The organism is Mucilaginibacter sp. Bleaf8 (assembly GCF_018390515.1).
Taxonomy (GTDB): Bacteria; Bacteroidota; Bacteroidia; order Sphingobacteriales; family Sphingobacteriaceae; genus Mucilaginibacter.
The window spans coordinates 717,863-732,339 of the sequence record NZ_JAHBBK010000002.1; the positions used below are offsets into that span (position 1 = coordinate 717,863).

The 14,477-nt window shown below is 42.4% G+C and carries 21 protein-coding genes; 11 read left to right on the plus strand and 10 right to left on the minus strand.

All coding sequences use genetic code 11. The annotated features are described in order from the left end of the window. The 5 genes from KHS38_RS11950 to KHS38_RS11970 all read right to left on the minus strand — a co-directional run bounded on the left by KHS38_RS11950 (position 1) and on the right by KHS38_RS11970 (position 2,609). Positions 1-654, minus strand: a complete 654-nt coding sequence (locus tag KHS38_RS11950) for a hypothetical protein (RefSeq protein ID WP_213488778.1) — start codon at positions 652-654, stop codon at positions 1-3. 234 nt (positions 655-888) lie between these two features. Further along, positions 889-1,164: a hypothetical protein gene (locus tag KHS38_RS11955; protein WP_213488779.1), complete on the minus strand. Its 276-nt coding sequence runs from the start codon at positions 1,162-1,164 to the stop codon at positions 889-891. Between the two features lie 244 nt (positions 1,165-1,408). After that, a complete protein-coding gene (locus tag KHS38_RS11960; RefSeq protein WP_213488780.1) occupies positions 1,409-1,834 on the minus strand; it encodes a hypothetical protein in 426 nt (141 codons plus the stop codon). Further along, positions 1,831-2,373 (minus strand): helix-turn-helix transcriptional regulator, encoded by a 543-nt coding sequence (locus KHS38_RS22520; protein WP_502887931.1) that lies wholly within the window; start codon positions 2,371-2,373, stop codon positions 1,831-1,833. Before KHS38_RS22520 ends, KHS38_RS11960 begins: the two co-directional genes overlap by 4 nt. Continuing rightward, entirely contained in the window at positions 2,370-2,609 is a 240-nt protein-coding gene (locus KHS38_RS11970) for a hypothetical protein (RefSeq protein WP_213488782.1), read from the minus strand. Before KHS38_RS11970 ends, KHS38_RS22520 begins: the two co-directional genes overlap by 4 nt. A gap of 130 nt (positions 2,610-2,739) precedes the next feature. Between KHS38_RS11970 and KHS38_RS11975 the strand changes: the two genes are divergently transcribed. The 3 genes from KHS38_RS11975 to KHS38_RS22525 all read left to right on the plus strand — a co-directional run bounded on the left by KHS38_RS11975 (position 2,740) and on the right by KHS38_RS22525 (position 4,534). Next, the gene (locus KHS38_RS11975; RefSeq protein ID WP_213488783.1) at positions 2,740-3,105 is read left to right on the plus strand and encodes a hypothetical protein; all 366 of its coding nucleotides are present in this window, start codon (positions 2,740-2,742) and stop codon (positions 3,103-3,105) included. 197 nt (positions 3,106-3,302) lie between these two features. After that, positions 3,303-4,334 carry a phage integrase SAM-like domain-containing protein gene (locus KHS38_RS11980; protein ID WP_213488784.1) on the plus strand — a complete coding sequence of 344 codons (1,032 nt, stop codon included), beginning with the start codon at positions 3,303-3,305 and terminating at the stop codon, positions 4,332-4,334. 26 nt (positions 4,335-4,360) lie between these two features. Next, the gene (locus KHS38_RS22525) at positions 4,361-4,534 is read left to right on the plus strand and encodes a hypothetical protein (RefSeq protein ID WP_502887932.1); all 174 of its coding nucleotides are present in this window, start codon (positions 4,361-4,363) and stop codon (positions 4,532-4,534) included. Between the two features lie 36 nt (positions 4,535-4,570). Here the strand turns inward: KHS38_RS22525 and KHS38_RS11990 are convergent, their stop codons facing one another. Continuing rightward, positions 4,571-5,089 (minus strand): hypothetical protein, encoded by a 519-nt coding sequence (locus tag KHS38_RS11990; protein ID WP_213488785.1) that lies wholly within the window; start codon positions 5,087-5,089, stop codon positions 4,571-4,573. Positions 5,090-5,369: 280 nt separating this feature from the next. On the opposite strand from KHS38_RS11990, the gene KHS38_RS11995 reads away from it, so the two are divergent. Both KHS38_RS11995 and KHS38_RS12000 read left to right on the plus strand, forming a co-directional pair. After that, the gene (locus KHS38_RS11995) at positions 5,370-5,588 is read left to right on the plus strand and encodes a hypothetical protein (RefSeq protein ID WP_213488786.1); all 219 of its coding nucleotides are present in this window, start codon (positions 5,370-5,372) and stop codon (positions 5,586-5,588) included. A gap of 359 nt (positions 5,589-5,947) precedes the next feature. Further along, positions 5,948-6,061: an ATP-binding protein gene (locus KHS38_RS12000; protein WP_502887933.1), complete on the plus strand. Its 114-nt coding sequence runs from the start codon at positions 5,948-5,950 to the stop codon at positions 6,059-6,061. A gap of 580 nt (positions 6,062-6,641) precedes the next feature. Here the strand turns inward: KHS38_RS12000 and KHS38_RS12005 are convergent. From KHS38_RS12005 to KHS38_RS12020, 4 genes are all read right to left on the minus strand, one after another. After that, positions 6,642-7,424 (minus strand): hypothetical protein, encoded by a 783-nt coding sequence (locus KHS38_RS12005; RefSeq protein WP_213488787.1) that lies wholly within the window; start codon positions 7,422-7,424, stop codon positions 6,642-6,644. Between the two features lie 396 nt (positions 7,425-7,820). Further along, the gene (locus tag KHS38_RS12010) at positions 7,821-8,966 is read right to left on the minus strand and encodes a DUF8426 domain-containing protein (RefSeq protein ID WP_213488788.1); all 1,146 of its coding nucleotides are present in this window, start codon (positions 8,964-8,966) and stop codon (positions 7,821-7,823) included. 25 nt (positions 8,967-8,991) lie between these two features. Next, on the minus strand, positions 8,992-9,201 hold the full coding sequence (locus KHS38_RS12015) for a hypothetical protein (RefSeq protein WP_213488789.1): 210 nt from the start codon (positions 9,199-9,201) through the stop codon (positions 8,992-8,994). Positions 9,202-9,203: 2 nt separating this feature from the next. Beyond that, complete coding sequence (locus KHS38_RS12020; RefSeq protein ID WP_213488790.1) at positions 9,204-9,566, minus strand: helix-turn-helix domain-containing protein; 363 nt, start codon at positions 9,564-9,566, stop codon at positions 9,204-9,206. 160 nt (positions 9,567-9,726) lie between these two features. Here KHS38_RS12020 and KHS38_RS12025 point away from each other — a divergent pair, with 160 nt between their 5' ends. The 6 genes from KHS38_RS12025 to KHS38_RS12050 all read left to right on the plus strand — a co-directional run bounded on the left by KHS38_RS12025 (position 9,727) and on the right by KHS38_RS12050 (position 14,474). After that, positions 9,727-9,963 carry a hypothetical protein gene (locus KHS38_RS12025; protein ID WP_213488791.1) on the plus strand — a complete coding sequence of 79 codons (237 nt, stop codon included), beginning with the start codon at positions 9,727-9,729 and terminating at the stop codon, positions 9,961-9,963. Beyond that, on the plus strand, positions 9,960-10,517 hold the full coding sequence (locus tag KHS38_RS12030) for a response regulator transcription factor (protein WP_213488792.1): 558 nt from the start codon (positions 9,960-9,962) through the stop codon (positions 10,515-10,517). The genes KHS38_RS12025 and KHS38_RS12030 overlap by 4 nt, the downstream gene beginning before the upstream one ends. Beyond that, positions 10,514-10,915 carry a hypothetical protein gene (locus tag KHS38_RS12035; RefSeq protein ID WP_213488793.1) on the plus strand — a complete coding sequence of 134 codons (402 nt, stop codon included), beginning with the start codon at positions 10,514-10,516 and terminating at the stop codon, positions 10,913-10,915. Before KHS38_RS12030 ends, KHS38_RS12035 begins: the two co-directional genes overlap by 4 nt. 133 nt (positions 10,916-11,048) lie before the next feature. Next, the gene (locus KHS38_RS12040) at positions 11,049-11,312 is read left to right on the plus strand and encodes a hypothetical protein (RefSeq protein ID WP_213488794.1); all 264 of its coding nucleotides are present in this window, start codon (positions 11,049-11,051) and stop codon (positions 11,310-11,312) included. 13 nt (positions 11,313-11,325) lie between these two features. Beyond that, positions 11,326-11,472 (plus strand): hypothetical protein, encoded by a 147-nt coding sequence (locus KHS38_RS12045; protein WP_213488795.1) that lies wholly within the window; start codon positions 11,326-11,328, stop codon positions 11,470-11,472. A 38-nt stretch (positions 11,473-11,510) separates the two neighbouring features. Next, positions 11,511-14,474, plus strand: a complete 2,964-nt coding sequence (locus KHS38_RS12050; protein WP_213488796.1) for a primase-helicase family protein — start codon at positions 11,511-11,513, stop codon at positions 14,472-14,474. Positions 14,475-14,477 lie beyond the last annotated feature (3 nt).

The window sequence follows — 14,477 nt, forward strand, 5'->3', positions numbered from 1 at the left end:
TTAGACAGTTGTTGTTTTCGGTGAGTACAAGTCCGGGTTAAACCCATACATGAAATCGGGCGGATTTACCGGCTGCCGGCCTTTTAAAAATGATTTAAACTCCGGTAGTTCTACGCAAAGCTTTTGGTAAAGGAAATGATCGTCCTTAACCACTGGGTGCAAATGCTGGATCCAGAACCGGCCCTCCGTGTAGTCATCGTAAACACGGTCTTGCTCGTTTGTCGCGCAGATAAACCATGTTCTGCTTTTAATATAACGAGCATGTTCGTAGGGATTACGTACCCTTATAACTTGGCTTGTTAGGTTCGTCACCATAACTCTAATCATACTAGGGGATAAGAAACCGCCATCAATACATACCACCCCACTTTCAGCCCATCCGTTGCCTCTGTGGGCTAGCATTTCGCTGTCAGCATTGATACAATCAAGCTCAAAAAGCGTATCGATCATCCATAACAAAGTAGATTTACCGGTGGGGCGGCCGTTACTTACCAAGCACAATATTGGAAGTTTCTGTATCGGGTTTCTAAGCTTAATGGTTAAGCAATCTAAGAAGAGCTCATAACGGCTCGGGCCAGACTCATTGGCGTTAGATGATTTAAAAGTGTGTTGTAGGAAGGCCTCAATAGTAGGCCATAGGTGTTTATTCTCCATGAATTTTAATTGGTTAATGTTTGACCATTTTATTTCGCTGCCGGTTGTATTCCCGGAAACTCTGCTGATCGCGGCGCCGGTGGTTAGTTCGCCGGCGCCGGTTAAGGAAAGACAATGCGCATAGCACTATCAGTCCGAGTATGACATATCCTATAGGCATTTCATTGTCTTTTCATGCATTAGCAATAATGAACAGGACGATTACAAGAAGTATGATATAGAAGATCATGGCGTTCAATAACTCATTGGTTTATCGGCCAGGAACAGTTTGTCAAAAACAACATGATCTAGGTTTTTGCTATTGCCAATACTTACGTGGCAATGGATCTTCCTGCGCAGCTCGTGAAGCTGCTGTGCTTGGTCAATGGTCAGTTCATTGAACTCAACCAAAACGCCATTTGCGCCGGAAGCAGGTTCAAAATCAGTTAGTGTTAATGTCGGCTTGGGAATTTGTGAATTTGCCCAGGCTTGAATAATGTCCACTTGTTCGGGGGAAAGTGCTTTGCTCATATACTTGATGGATTGGTTTTTGTGAAAGCCGATACGCTCGGCGGGGCGGCTGGGGGTATCCTCAGCAAATGCCGGCAGGGCTGGCCGGTGTAAAACTCAACATTGATGATTTTAACTACTGTATAAAGAACTCATGCCCAATACTTCCGGAAGTGAATAACCGGCTACTCTCATAAACTATGGCTTTATCCGGATGCTGGGTGTTTCGTTTCCAAGGCAATCCGAAAGATTTAAGAACGATCGCTCACTTTTTAATATTTGTGTTGCACATTTCCTCGCAAAATGTCAGGATTGGCCTGATGATGGTGTTATAGTAGTTGAATTGATTGGATGTCTCGGGCGGCGCGATATCCACGAAAAAAGACTTGTGCTCGGCTATGAAAGAACAGAGTCCGTGGAAAGCTCTCTGTCGCTCATAAAAACCAAGTAGTACGTATAGCCTGGCGGACGTTGTTGGGTCTTTGGGTGTCATGCCATATCTAATTGCGATCTGACGTTGGTTTAGCCATGACTTCAGCTTCTTAACAATGTACTGTTGGTTTTTGTAATTCAGAAGCTTTTGAGCCTCAATAGCGTTGTCCGCTTTTGCAAATTCACGTTCTTTTCGATCTGGGAAAATAATTTCCAGTGTCATAAAAGTTGGGTAATGTCTTGCCTGTGCTGTAATCATGATATTCCGTATTTAATAGATTGCATTGCGATATCGGCCTTTCTAGGCGCGTTGAGTTTTAGTTGAATGCTCTTCTTGTGTGAGCGAAGCGTGTCGAGTGCTATATTCAGATTAGAGCAGATCTCTTTGTCCGAGAAGCCTTTTCTTATCTGGGAAATGACCCGCAGTTCAGAAAGCCGGATTTTGTGTTCGTTGATAATTAGGCTCTGACAAAGGCGACCTTCGACAAAACACTTACCCCTATGTTCACATGTGACGTACTCCATCTGCAATGTTTCACGCCCTGCTTTTATATCTGCAGTAAGGTCAAAATTGCTGTTATTGCACATTAAAAATTTGTGTCGTCTGTGCATTGGATCTGAAATCTTCAGTTCATTGAGCGCTTCATGATGTATTTGATTCATAGAATTGTCTATTACGACAAGTAGATGTTTAGGCAAGTGCTCCAGAGTAGTTTTATGTCCTTCGTGGATTGCCACGAGCTCCGCTCCAATTCTACCGAATTCCGTTTCCCCTAATTGAAGTCCAGCCGGTATCATAATGCAGCCGCTTTTGTTGTGAACGTCTGTGTTTTTTTCTTCTGTTCTGCCGCAATGCCCAGTGCCTCTTCAATTATGTCATCGTTCCAAAATTCAGTTTCGGAATTGACAACCCGAGAGATGTAAGAAGCGCTCGGCTTTTTGCCAGTCTTCTCATAAATCTTTTTTGCGATTACAGAAGAAAAGCCTCTAGGTAAATGACCTAGCAAGCTTTTTTTAATTTCTTTTTTATCCATAGCACTAATGTGTGATTGAATAAAGTGTACGAATGTGTAAACTTTGTGTACAAATATGAAAGTATATGTACATATATGCAAGAGATATTGTAAATAAATATTGCCAGTTGTGTAAAGAATTTTGTCAACTATGAAAGTTTGGGTTGGCGATATTGTAAAAAATGAGGTGACCCGATCTGGGAAAAACAAAACTCAGATCGCGAAGGACATCGGCCGTAGTCGTACGCTCTTAAACAACATCTTGGACGAAGAGTACATGGAACTTGACTATGTGCTTAAAATTGGGAAGTCTATAAGGCATGATTTTACTGATCAGTTGCCGGAAATGAATAAGTATGTCTTCCAGGAAGAAGAAGTTCATTACGACACTTTCAATAAATCAGAATTAAAGAATGAGCTTTTGGACCTCCAGAGAAAATATATTTCGTTGCAGGAGGCGCATATACAATTGCTCAATGAAGTGAGGGGATTTGATAGACAGAAATCAACTGTTTAACCGATTCTGCTCCGATGATTTTTTTAACTAATTAATTTATAAATAATTAAAATGCTGAAAGAACTTCGGCTCTGGGTACTCAAGCAGATAACCGCTACAATAAAATGTAGCGGTTATTGCTTTTAAACGCTGTAAAAGGCGTTTCTATGGCTTTATCCGGTAAGCTAAAGTATTTCGTGCTCCGACATTGCTCCGACATGAAAAAAACAGCAGAAGAAATGTACAGCTTCAGTTCAAACCTGTGGTTTAACAAAAGACGTGTGTCTAAAACCGGTGAAGTATCCATTTATTTACAAGTCGTAATAAATGGCGCTCACACAGAAATTCCTCTAAAATTAAGATGGCCTGCCGACAAGGTTGATGTGGTCAAGGGTGAACTTTTGCCAAAGCGAAAGCGTGACCCGGATGTTGACGACTATAATCTCCTCATCGCCACCGAGCAGGGCAAGCACACCGAGATCCTGCGTAGCTACCGACTTAAGAAAGCTTATATTGATCTGGATATATTTCGCAGGGAGGTACAGACTTTTGATAACCGCGAAAGCTTTTTAGGTTTTATGATTACTGAAAACAAAGCGCGGTACAGAGATAAGGTCATTGAGCATAAAACTTTCCGTAACATCAAAAGCACCATTACCCTGATGGCCAAGTTCGATCCCAGTTGGCGTTATGACACTTTGAACCAAAAATTCGTTGCTAAGTTTAAACGGTACCTGATGGAGCAAGACTATGAACCTGGCCAGGTATGGACTAAGATCAGAGATGTAAAGGCTCACCTCACCATAGCCGCTAAAGAGCCAATGATCTTTATAGAACCGGATGTTTTGAAGTTTCCGAATCCTCAACCCAAATGGCGTACCACCTACCTGAACAGGGATGAACTTGGACGCCTTGTGAAGTTTTACGCCGAAGAGTACATGAGTTCTCACTGGAACCAGGTACTAAGAGCCTTTTTATTTACCTGCTTCACTTCCCTTCGTATATCGGATGTATACAGGATAAACTCCGACTGGCGGGTTGATGAAAATTATATTGACTTCATTCCGAAAAAGAATGAGAAGAAAAAGAAGCGGTTGATTGTACCGATTATGCCGATGGCCAACCAATTTGTAATAGATAGTCAAGGAATGTATTTTAACCTCCCGTCGGAACAGGAGTACAACCGTACGCTAAAAGAAATTGCTGAGAAGGTTAATATTGGTAAGCGCCTTACCTTACCAGCCACGTAGGCCGGCACACGTTTGGTTACTTATACATGACATCAATCGGCAACATACAAGGTTTAAAAGAAATATTAGGTCACAGCAAGGTCCAGACGACTGAACGATATGCACATTTGGATGATGACTATAAATTAGAATCGGTTAAGATTTTGCAGAATCACTTTCTGAAGAATTTCCAAGTGACCAGCAATGCACGGCTTAGATGATAAAAAGCTACCGGGTATCTGCCGGTAGCTTTCTATTTAATTAGTACTTGTGAGTGCTTTTGACGCCTTGTCCAATTTGTCAAGTATTTCAACCAGACCCTCTTTTCCGAAGTTAAAGTCGGAATCTGGGTAGAAAGTATCGATGACGATTTGGTAGTTCCATAAGTGCAACAGGTTGTTTTCGGTGACGTTAAATTGAAATCGGTTGGAAGAAGTAATTCGGACTTTGCCGTGTTGCCTTATTTCAGTATCATCCTTCAGTTTCAGAAGGGTTTTGATAAACAACTGAATTTCTGCCTTATCGATTATATTTATTATTGCCTGGTCACCACGTTCTACTTGAAACTGCAGTCCCCCCCAGATGCTGTCAGTTGTCATATCTGTCGCTCTAATTATGTCCAGTTTGACTTTGCCATCAAGGCTGCCCAAAGAATCATACTTTTTACTGATTGGTGTATTTTGTTTGCTCATAAGTTGAATAAGCCGCCCAGGCTTCGTTTGGCCAATCCCCGCAAACGGGAGTAGCCAGACAGCAAAGAATAAATATCGCTTCATGTAGTTAATTGAGTTTACAACAGAAAGGTAATAATTAACCACCAACACAGAAGAGTTTTATCCAATTTACCTTGTAGTTATTTGATCTGCACCTGCTTTACCGCTGCATTAGCCTTGAAGCCGGCCACGATATCGGCCAGCTTAGGCACCTCTGCCTCAGTACCGGGTTCAACCATTCCTCAGCCTGCCGTTCACCGGTATTCATTTTGCCAAAGGAAACCGGGTTAGTTCGCTTACGCTGGCCATCTGGGCCAATCCAGCTGGAGCCCTTGGTTCCGCCATGACCCTTGCCGGCACCCTTGTGCACGAACACCAGGTGACGATAAAAGATGAAACCGCCCTGGTCAACTTCGCCATATTTGGATTTGGTTTTATATTTCAGCCGGTCAAGGCTGTCACTACTTCTGTTCGGACTGGTGACAAGGCGCATGTACCGGCTTTTGATTTTGCGGTAGGTGGTTCCAAACCATCCTTTGACCGCCTCGTTTTGGGCTGTTAATTATCAGGCGTTGACATTTTCTGAAATCTCCTGCACTGTTTCGTCATTCTTTTTGAATATCCGGTTGCTGAACGTCAGCTTCATGTTGGCCATTGCCTGACGGTTCAGACGCATTTTGTCGAGCAGTGGCGTCAGGTCAACCGGTTGGGGAATAGGCGCTGATGGTTCTTATGTCAAGGAAATAGCCAAAATAGAAAGGCAACAATCGCTTATTCTGGATAACTTGGCATTCAGCCTATTGATATGCAAAGCAGGGTTGCCCTGATGAAAATCATCGAAGACCGGCATGGTAAAACCCACTGATCATCACCTCACAGCTTCCGGTCAGTAAGTGGCATGAAGTTCTTGGTGAGAAAACAATCGCTGATGCTATTCCAGACCGGATCGTTCACAATGTGCACCGCATTGAACCCAAATGCGACTCGATGAGAAAGAAACGAAAGTCGGAACCAACTATCAAAAAATACATTTAAAATCATTACTTTCAATACCAGCTACCGCATACACGCTTTAGCACTCTTGCCAGATAAATAGGCGTTACTTTGACACGGAATCACCTAGTTAACTCCTCCGGAATATACAATTAGATGTGAAAACGGTTTCCTTACACTTTTTGTGCTTATAGAAGAGTTCGAAGAATATTTTGATGAAAATAGAGAAATTATAAAAATAAATATACTTAGAGGTTATACACCTATCGTTAGAATAAAACGTGACGTAATGGCCAAAGAGCGAATTAGTTCTCTAACTGCTACCGGATAAATGTTATCTGCTTTTGTGCGTTTGAGGTTAAGAAGGATTTTTAAAGTAAACCATAAATCTGTTGGTTATGGCTAGTTGATGTGCTGACAGTGTACTATCAGATATGAGACTTTGCAGGTATTACTAAACGCTTTTCTCAACCAAAAAAGCCCTCTCAATCATCATGAGAAGGCTTTTACAAGTGATTCCGTTTGGTGAACATTTGGCTTTGTTGCTCAAATAGTTAATTTGAAATGTTATAGCAAGTGTTGAAAAACTACACTATTGCTGTAAGTTATGTTATAGGTGATCTTAGAATAGCCCAAGCCCTTTTTCTGAAAGGTTCTCTTTGTTTTTAACCACTAAATCGTAGTAATCAAATAAGGATATTTCCGTAATTGCTTGTGATACATCTTTTCCTGTATGCATTTTTCTGTTTATAGCAGTCAAAACCTCTTCATTTGTTGTTGCAGATTTAGATTGAAACTTATTTACAGCTTTCTCGAGATTCCTAATTCCTTTTATTGCCTCCCTTAATAGTGCCACAGATTGGTTAGATTCACTGTCATTGTTCTCACTAAGTTTCGTTATAGTACTGCTACTTTCGGCCTCTGTATCTTCTAAAATTTTCTTGAACTTTTCTTCGAAGTCGGGCCAAAATTTATCAAACACTTGGTCCAATACCACAGGATTAACTGGTTTCAAAGTACGCCCATTTATGACGTGCATTAATTTTCTAATTCCATCTTCAGTAGGCTTGGTGTGATTGAATGCTGATAAGGGGCTTAGTATAATTTCGTCACCGGTCAGATCTATCATTAAAACATAAACTCGATTTTTTTCCAATCCTCTAGCTAAGCCGCCAGCTTCAAACAAAATCCAAGGCTGATCTTTGTTTTCTCGGGTTAGGCAGATAATACCGTTAATGATTTCGGAAACCTGGCTTTGAATAGAGTTAAACCATAGTTCTCCGTCTTCAATATTTTGAGGAGAGAACCAGGTCTCAACAGATTGGATTACACATGGTATCCAAGCATTTAATAAGGCAGCAACTTTTTGACTGCGTGGTTTAGACCAGCTTAAAAATACTTTCATAAGGTTTGATATAATTGGTTTTTAATCGGGCTCTTTGGATGCTGCCCTAATTATCATAATTAGGCGATTAATTCGTTTTAAAGAATTATTGTAAATGACTGCCATAGCGGCTCTTTAAATATTTACATTGCTGTTGCGCTCAACTTTTCGCCGTTCTATTGGTTTTATTTATATTTGAATTGAAATGTCACTGATATTCTTAATCTTCTGCATCTGCATTATTGGTATAGAGATGCTGGCTATCTATAGCCCACTCTATTACCTATGCTATGCTGTTTTTAAGATTGACAAGAAAATTGGAGATACAAGATTGATGGTAATTTTATTGGTAACGTCATTCATTGTATCTCTGTTATTGTTCCCTTTAGCTGCTGGTCTCTACTATAGATTAGCGTATTAGTCCTCTTTAATTTTAGGGTCCGAGTCATTAGCTGTTGAATCCTTATCTGTAGACTTGTCTTCGATTACTTGGATGTTATTCACTGTGTTTTTTTGAATGTGTATACGTTTAATTTCCCGGTGAATTTCTTTTTCGTCGCTAGCCTTAACTGGATTATGTATTGAATTGGCTTTTAATCTATCAATACTGTCACGAAATTTTTCGTACTTAATTCTTCGTTCAAGTTCCTTATCTGCATCCTCATTTTTGTGATGCGATAATGTCTTTAAGAATCCATCCGCCTTGAAATCGAACTTGTATGGTCCAAGTTCTGCTTTCAATTCCGGATTGTCAGATAAAGCGAATAGGGTTGCAACAAAAACAACACCACCAGCGATCAGGGCTGTAAGTGCCATTTTGCCTCTTGACTGCATTTTTATCTTGAGATAAAGTTGCTCGTTATCTGCAAAACCATGCACCTCGCAATATTCCTTATAAAAGTATGTCAAACCAGAAAGGAAGTCATTGAATGCAAAGGCATTTATGTCTTCGTCCTGATTGATCTTTATAGTGAAGAAAATTCTGTTGTCTCTGATAAATAGAGAGGATAAATGTCCTTCAATAGCATCGCTATAATCATCGGCAGCTGTAATTGCAGCATGGGTAGCACTTAATCCGCGCAGATCTCCATTCAAATCATCTTTGGCAATTTGTTTTAACCACTTAACCTTTTTGCGTTTTTCCGGGACAACCTCATATTTACCCTCGAATAAGAAAGTCTTGTCTTCTTTAGCTAGATAAGTTTCACTTTCAACAATTCCGAATGCATACTCAGAGGAATTTTGATTAGGCATTATTACCATGTCACCCGGTTTCAAAATATGCTCAAAGTTTATTAGTTGATTAGCCCATCCCGTTACTGTTCCTTCTTTAAAATCATAAATGCTTTTAATTGATAATCTTAACTGATTAAAAGTAGGTTCATCTGTCTTTGATGCTTGTTTTATGATAGAATAAGGCACTTTGTTAAGGCCCAACCCAATGTAATTTCTCTCATAATAATCATTGTACAGCTGTCCCGAATAACTTCGGATGAACCGGTATTTTCGGTCTACATCTATTACTCGAACATTATCTAGTACTTTCTCTACTGAAAAGTCCATTTTGTTGTATTGCGATAAGTAAATTTTATAATTTTTCGAAGCCTAAATCCTTGGCAATGGGAATAATAGCTTGTATGAATTTTTTATAATTTATAGGCAGCGCCTGGTCAGCTGGATATTTGAATTTTAGTTGAATTGTGTGCTTTTCTGGATCAATTCCAGAATTTTCAAATATTGCTTTAATGTCATCATCCGAAAAGCCGTACTTTTCCCTTGGATCTATTGGTTCACTCATATCTATGTTAGTTGAAAGCCTAGTTTCTTTGCAGAGGTCTTGAACTCCTTTAAAAGCTCATGAAAATTCTTCATCGCCTCAAGTTCTCCAGCAATCTCAATATTGACCTTAATTAGCTTACTATCCGTTAATGTTTCATTAACATCTTGAGCTATACTCATTAAGTTTTTTGGCTTGTAATAGGTAGTTAGGTCTTCTTTTAAATACTCCGATGCGCGTTGCAATTGCAATGCGGAAATATCCTTTCGCTTGAAAAAATTTTGAAGGTTCCGTTCGCTCATTCCCATATGGTCGGCAAATTTCCGGAAGGTAATATCCTTCTGTTCCAGTTTTTCTCTAATTATTTGACCTATTTGGAAGTTCATTTCTACAAAACTGGAAAAAATTTACGGGTTGATAATCAAAGCTTTATGTAATAAGTATGAAGTTAAATGGAAAATAATTTGAAGTAAATGAAATTAGTTTCCATTTTTGGTAAACAAAACTTCCATTTATATACCACTTAAACAATACCCTTTTAGTGTTATGGCAAAAAGCAAAAACAGCAACTGGTCGAAAAGTGAGCTGACCAAGCTCCGCAAATCACTGCCTTCCAACTGGAAGGAAACCCTTGCCGATAAACATGAACTGTCTACCGGTACAATTGAAAACATCATCTACGGTACCTCCAAAAATGATGATGTGGTACTGTCGGCCGTTGAATTGGCTAAAAGCCACAAGAACAACATATTGGAAAGTAAGGAGGCTATCAAATCATTATGATACGCACCCTTCCAGCCGGCCTTATCGACAATCGGATCGAGTTTTTTAACGATCCGGTCAACCTCGAAGTGTCCTACTGCCTTACCGAGGGCAAAGTAACCCGTGTGCGCGATGCATCGGCCAGAGTACGAACTATTATACAGCGCGACATGGACAAGCATCCTGGTAAAGTACTGGCGCTGTATAATCTGGGTTATAGCAGCCTGGAGCAGCAAATGGAGAAGTATGTGAGCTGTTGCTTTGGTGCCTTTGACGGCGAAGCTGATGCTACGGATGGTGTGCTGCACCATACCGAATACTGGCCATGCCCTAAGCGTGGATCCTGCCCGGCTGCAGGCGTATTATGTAGTCCGCTCGTACTGGCCTACGGCACGCTTTCAACCCGTGAAACGGAAGTGTTTCAACGTGTGGCCATGCTGGATAAAGAGATTGCTGACGAACTCAAGATCAGTGAAGAAACGGTCAAGATCCACTTGCGCCGCATCCGCCAAAAATCCGGCCTCGATAACAAAAAGGAACTTATCAAACTCGCTTACCAAAAAAACCTGATATGATCATTACCGCCAATTACACTGAGCATAATGGCTATACAGCCTTACAGATTAATTATCCGCATGGTACTCAGTTCGTGAACGTTCCGGGTGGGTTAGGAGAGGCGGAGCGCCTGCTTTACTACCATAACCGCAAATACATTACCGACAAGCTGAACAGCTGGCTCAACCAGCGCAAAAAGGCGGTTAAGCTATCGCCCGATAAATCGAAAGTGCTTACGGTTGCACAGCTGCAGGTACTGTTGAGCTATTACCGGGAAAATTCACTCCGCCAGGTTTGCATCAAAATCAAAGAGCATCGACACCTGATAGAGGCCATTGCGCCGGATAGCGGTATGCATTACAACTACTACAACAAAGTCATAAAACCGATCCTGCAGTTCTGTGCAGAGGTCGAATAGAAGAGATTGGGCGTTCGTTCTTTATTGCTTCACAGCACAAAAACAGCAACTGTTTTGGGACCGGCCAGCCCTGCCGGCATTATCGCTTAGCCGAGCGTATCGGCTTCACAACAACCAACAAATCATTAATTATATGAGCAAGATTTCGCCGCCCAATGTGGCCATGATCCTTAATTGGGCTAAAAGACAATTTCCGGAACCTAACGTAGTGGTAAGCAACTACGAGCCGAACACCGGTGCCGATGGCATCCTGGTAGAATTTGACGAGCTGGACGTTACCCAGGCCTACGAGCTGCAGGAATTGCGACGCCTGGCTGAATGCCATGTAAGTATTGGCAGTACCGATAATCTGGATAAGGTGGTATTCGATATGCTGTTTCCAAGCATGCAGCGCTAAACCTTCAAGTGCCATGAGACCAGATATTGTAATATTAATTCTGATAGCGCTATGCGCACTTTCCTTTTTAAACCGGCGCCGGCGCGTATCAGACCGGCGCCGTGATCAGCAGCGGTTCCGCGACTACAACCGCCAGCGTAACAAAACGATCAAACCTTAATCCGCATCATTATTCAACTTTTATACTAAACCACATAAGTGCAAACTAATACTAATTATATCGAAGCTAAGGACGTTCTGGAGGCAACCAATGGAGGCCTGGACATTATATTGTACCTGTACCCTCAAGCACAGGCCAGCGTGCTCGAGCGCAAAAAGAAGTTCAAGCTTCGCGAAGAGAAATCCGCTTCGGCAAATCTTTACCAAACTAAAGAAGACGGCGTTTGGCTGGTGACGGATTTTGGCGGTGATTCACAGCCACGCAATGGTATTTTATGCTGGCAACTGGAGCGTAGCGTTGACTATGTTACGGCCATGCGCGAGATAGCTGCCAGGTTCGGTATTCTTGGTCAGGAAAAGCAGGAAGAAAAGATCAGGGCAGAATACTCCGAGCAGCCGGCTGATCCGGATGCTGAAGAAAATAAATGGACCTGGGAAACGCGCGGCAGCTTTACCGACTTTGAGATCGAGACCATCGTCAGTAAACATGTTCTCAAATCCAAGCGCTGGAAAAGCGCCATTGAAGAGGAGGCCAAAGAGGCTTATACATCCATCGCCGGCAAATTTCGCTACTACCGGTGGCATTCACTGCTCAGCTACTCATTGGTTAAGAACGGTAAGAAAATGACATTTGCCGCAACTGACGAGTATCCCATTTATTTAATTAACGAGGGTAGTCACCAGAAGCTTTATCAGCCCAAACACCCGGATAAAAGCAAGCGCTTCATGTACCTGGGCGAGAAGCCTAAGCATTTTATACATGGCCTGCAGCAGCTGGAGAAACTATACAACGAGCGTAAGGAAAACCAGGATTTTGATGAAGATTACGATTCGGATGATACCGATAAGAAAAAGAAGGACCCGAAACTGGAGGAGGTGATCATCTGCAGCGGTGGCTCGGACGCCATCAACGTGGCCTTGCTCGGCTACCAGGTACTATGGCTCAACAGTGAAACAGAGATATTACAGCCTTGGCAATACCGTGGCGAAAAGGGCCTGGCCTCCAAGGTTGACAAGATCTACCAGCTGCAGGATATTGATGCCACCGGCAAAGCGGCAGCGCATAAGCTGGCACTGGAATATCTGGACGTGTATACCATTGAGCTTCCGGAAGAGCTTAAAGAAAAACGAGACAGTCGCCGTAACCCATGTAAGGATGTACGTGATTATTTGAACCATTATACGGCAGCCGATTTTGAAAGGGTAGTAAAATCGGCCCTGCCATACCGGTTTTGGGAGCGTAAACCAAACTACGAAGGCCGTGGTGATAAACAGGTATTTGTTGGCTGGAAGTACATTTATCGTACGCTGCAGGCCAACAACTTTTTGCAAAAGAATGGCTTCGGCCGCTTGAAGATCGGTAACAAGGAGAGCGACTGGATCTATGTGCACCGGAAAGATAACATCGTTCGCCAGGTGGATGCCGGCATGATCCAGGATTACCTGCACGAGTTTCTGGAAAAAGGGTATCATGATATCGAGCTGCGTGAGGCCATGCTCGGTACCAGCAAGCTAAACGAAACCTCCTTGTCGCGCCTTAAAATGGTTGATATAGACTTTAGTGATTACACTACCAATACCCAGTTTATATTCTTTAAAAATAAGACGGTTGAGGTGACGCCTACAGAAATTAAGTATCACCAGCCCAATGCAGTTGACCGTTGTGTATGGGAGCGTGATGTTCACAAGCATGGGATCTATAAGTTAGACGAACCGCCGTTCATCATCACCAAAGATGATCTTGGTGTTTTTGATATCGAGATTAAAGATACCACCTGCCCGTTTTTCAAATACCTGATCCAGACCAGCCGCATCCATTGGCGTAAAGAGCTGGAGGGTGAGCGTTTAAACGCGCTTACACCTATACAGCGTGACGAGTATAAGATCAAGTACCATTGCTGCATTGATGGCCCTAACTTGACCGCCGAGGAGATTGCGGAGCAGAAACAACACTTGCTCAATAAGCTGTTTGTGATTGGCTGGCACCTGCACCGCTATAAGGATCCAACTAAAGGCTGGTTTTCCTGGGGTATGGACGGTAAAATGAGCGAGGACGGTCGGAGCCATGGTGGTTCGGGTAAGTCGCTGTTGTTTGACCGGGCGCTTCGCCACATGCTGCCGCAAAACCTTTTCATCAATGCACGTAACCCTAAAAACGTGGAGAGCGAGTTCAAGTACGATGGTATGAATGAGCACACCAGGTACGTTCTGTTTGATGATTGTCATGAATACTTTAAAGTGGAAATGTTTTACGTGGACACCACCGGTGATGTGGAGGTGAACCCAAAGGGCAAAACTAAGTTTAATATCCCCTTTGCCCAGGCGCCTAAGTTTGCCTTTACCAGCAACTTTATGCCGCGTGATCTGAGTCCATCTACCGAGCGCCGTATCCTGTACTACGTAGTGAGTGATTATTACCATAACAAAGGGGAGTCGGATGATTACCTGGAGAAGCGCACGCCAAAAACGGACCTCGGCTTATCGCTATTCACCGACTTCGACCAGGAGCAATGGAACCTTTTCTACAACACTATGCTCCAGGCGCTACGCTTTTTCTTAAGCACTGAAGATATCGTTAAGCCGGCCATGGATAATGTGAACAGAAGGAACCTGCTTAACACCATGGGCGAAAACTTCCACGAGTGGGCCAAAGCCTACTTTAACCAGGATAGCGGCCGTCTGGATAAGTTTATTGTAAAAGAAGAGGCTCATCATATGTTTAACCGGGCCAACAAGTCGGACGTATCTGCACAGCTATTTAAGAAGAAATTGATAGCTTTCTGTAAATTCTACAGCTACATCTTTAATCCAAAAGAGTACCAAAACAAACAATGCAATATTGTTCAAAGGATGGAAACAAGGGTATTCAAAAACAACACCTGGGAGGTTGTTCCTGGCTCTAGTAATGATTCCAAGGAAGTCATCTTTATTCAAACCCGCCCAACGCTGCCGGCAGATCCGCGAATAGGCTGGCCGGAAGAGAAAGATAATCTGCCATTCTAAATA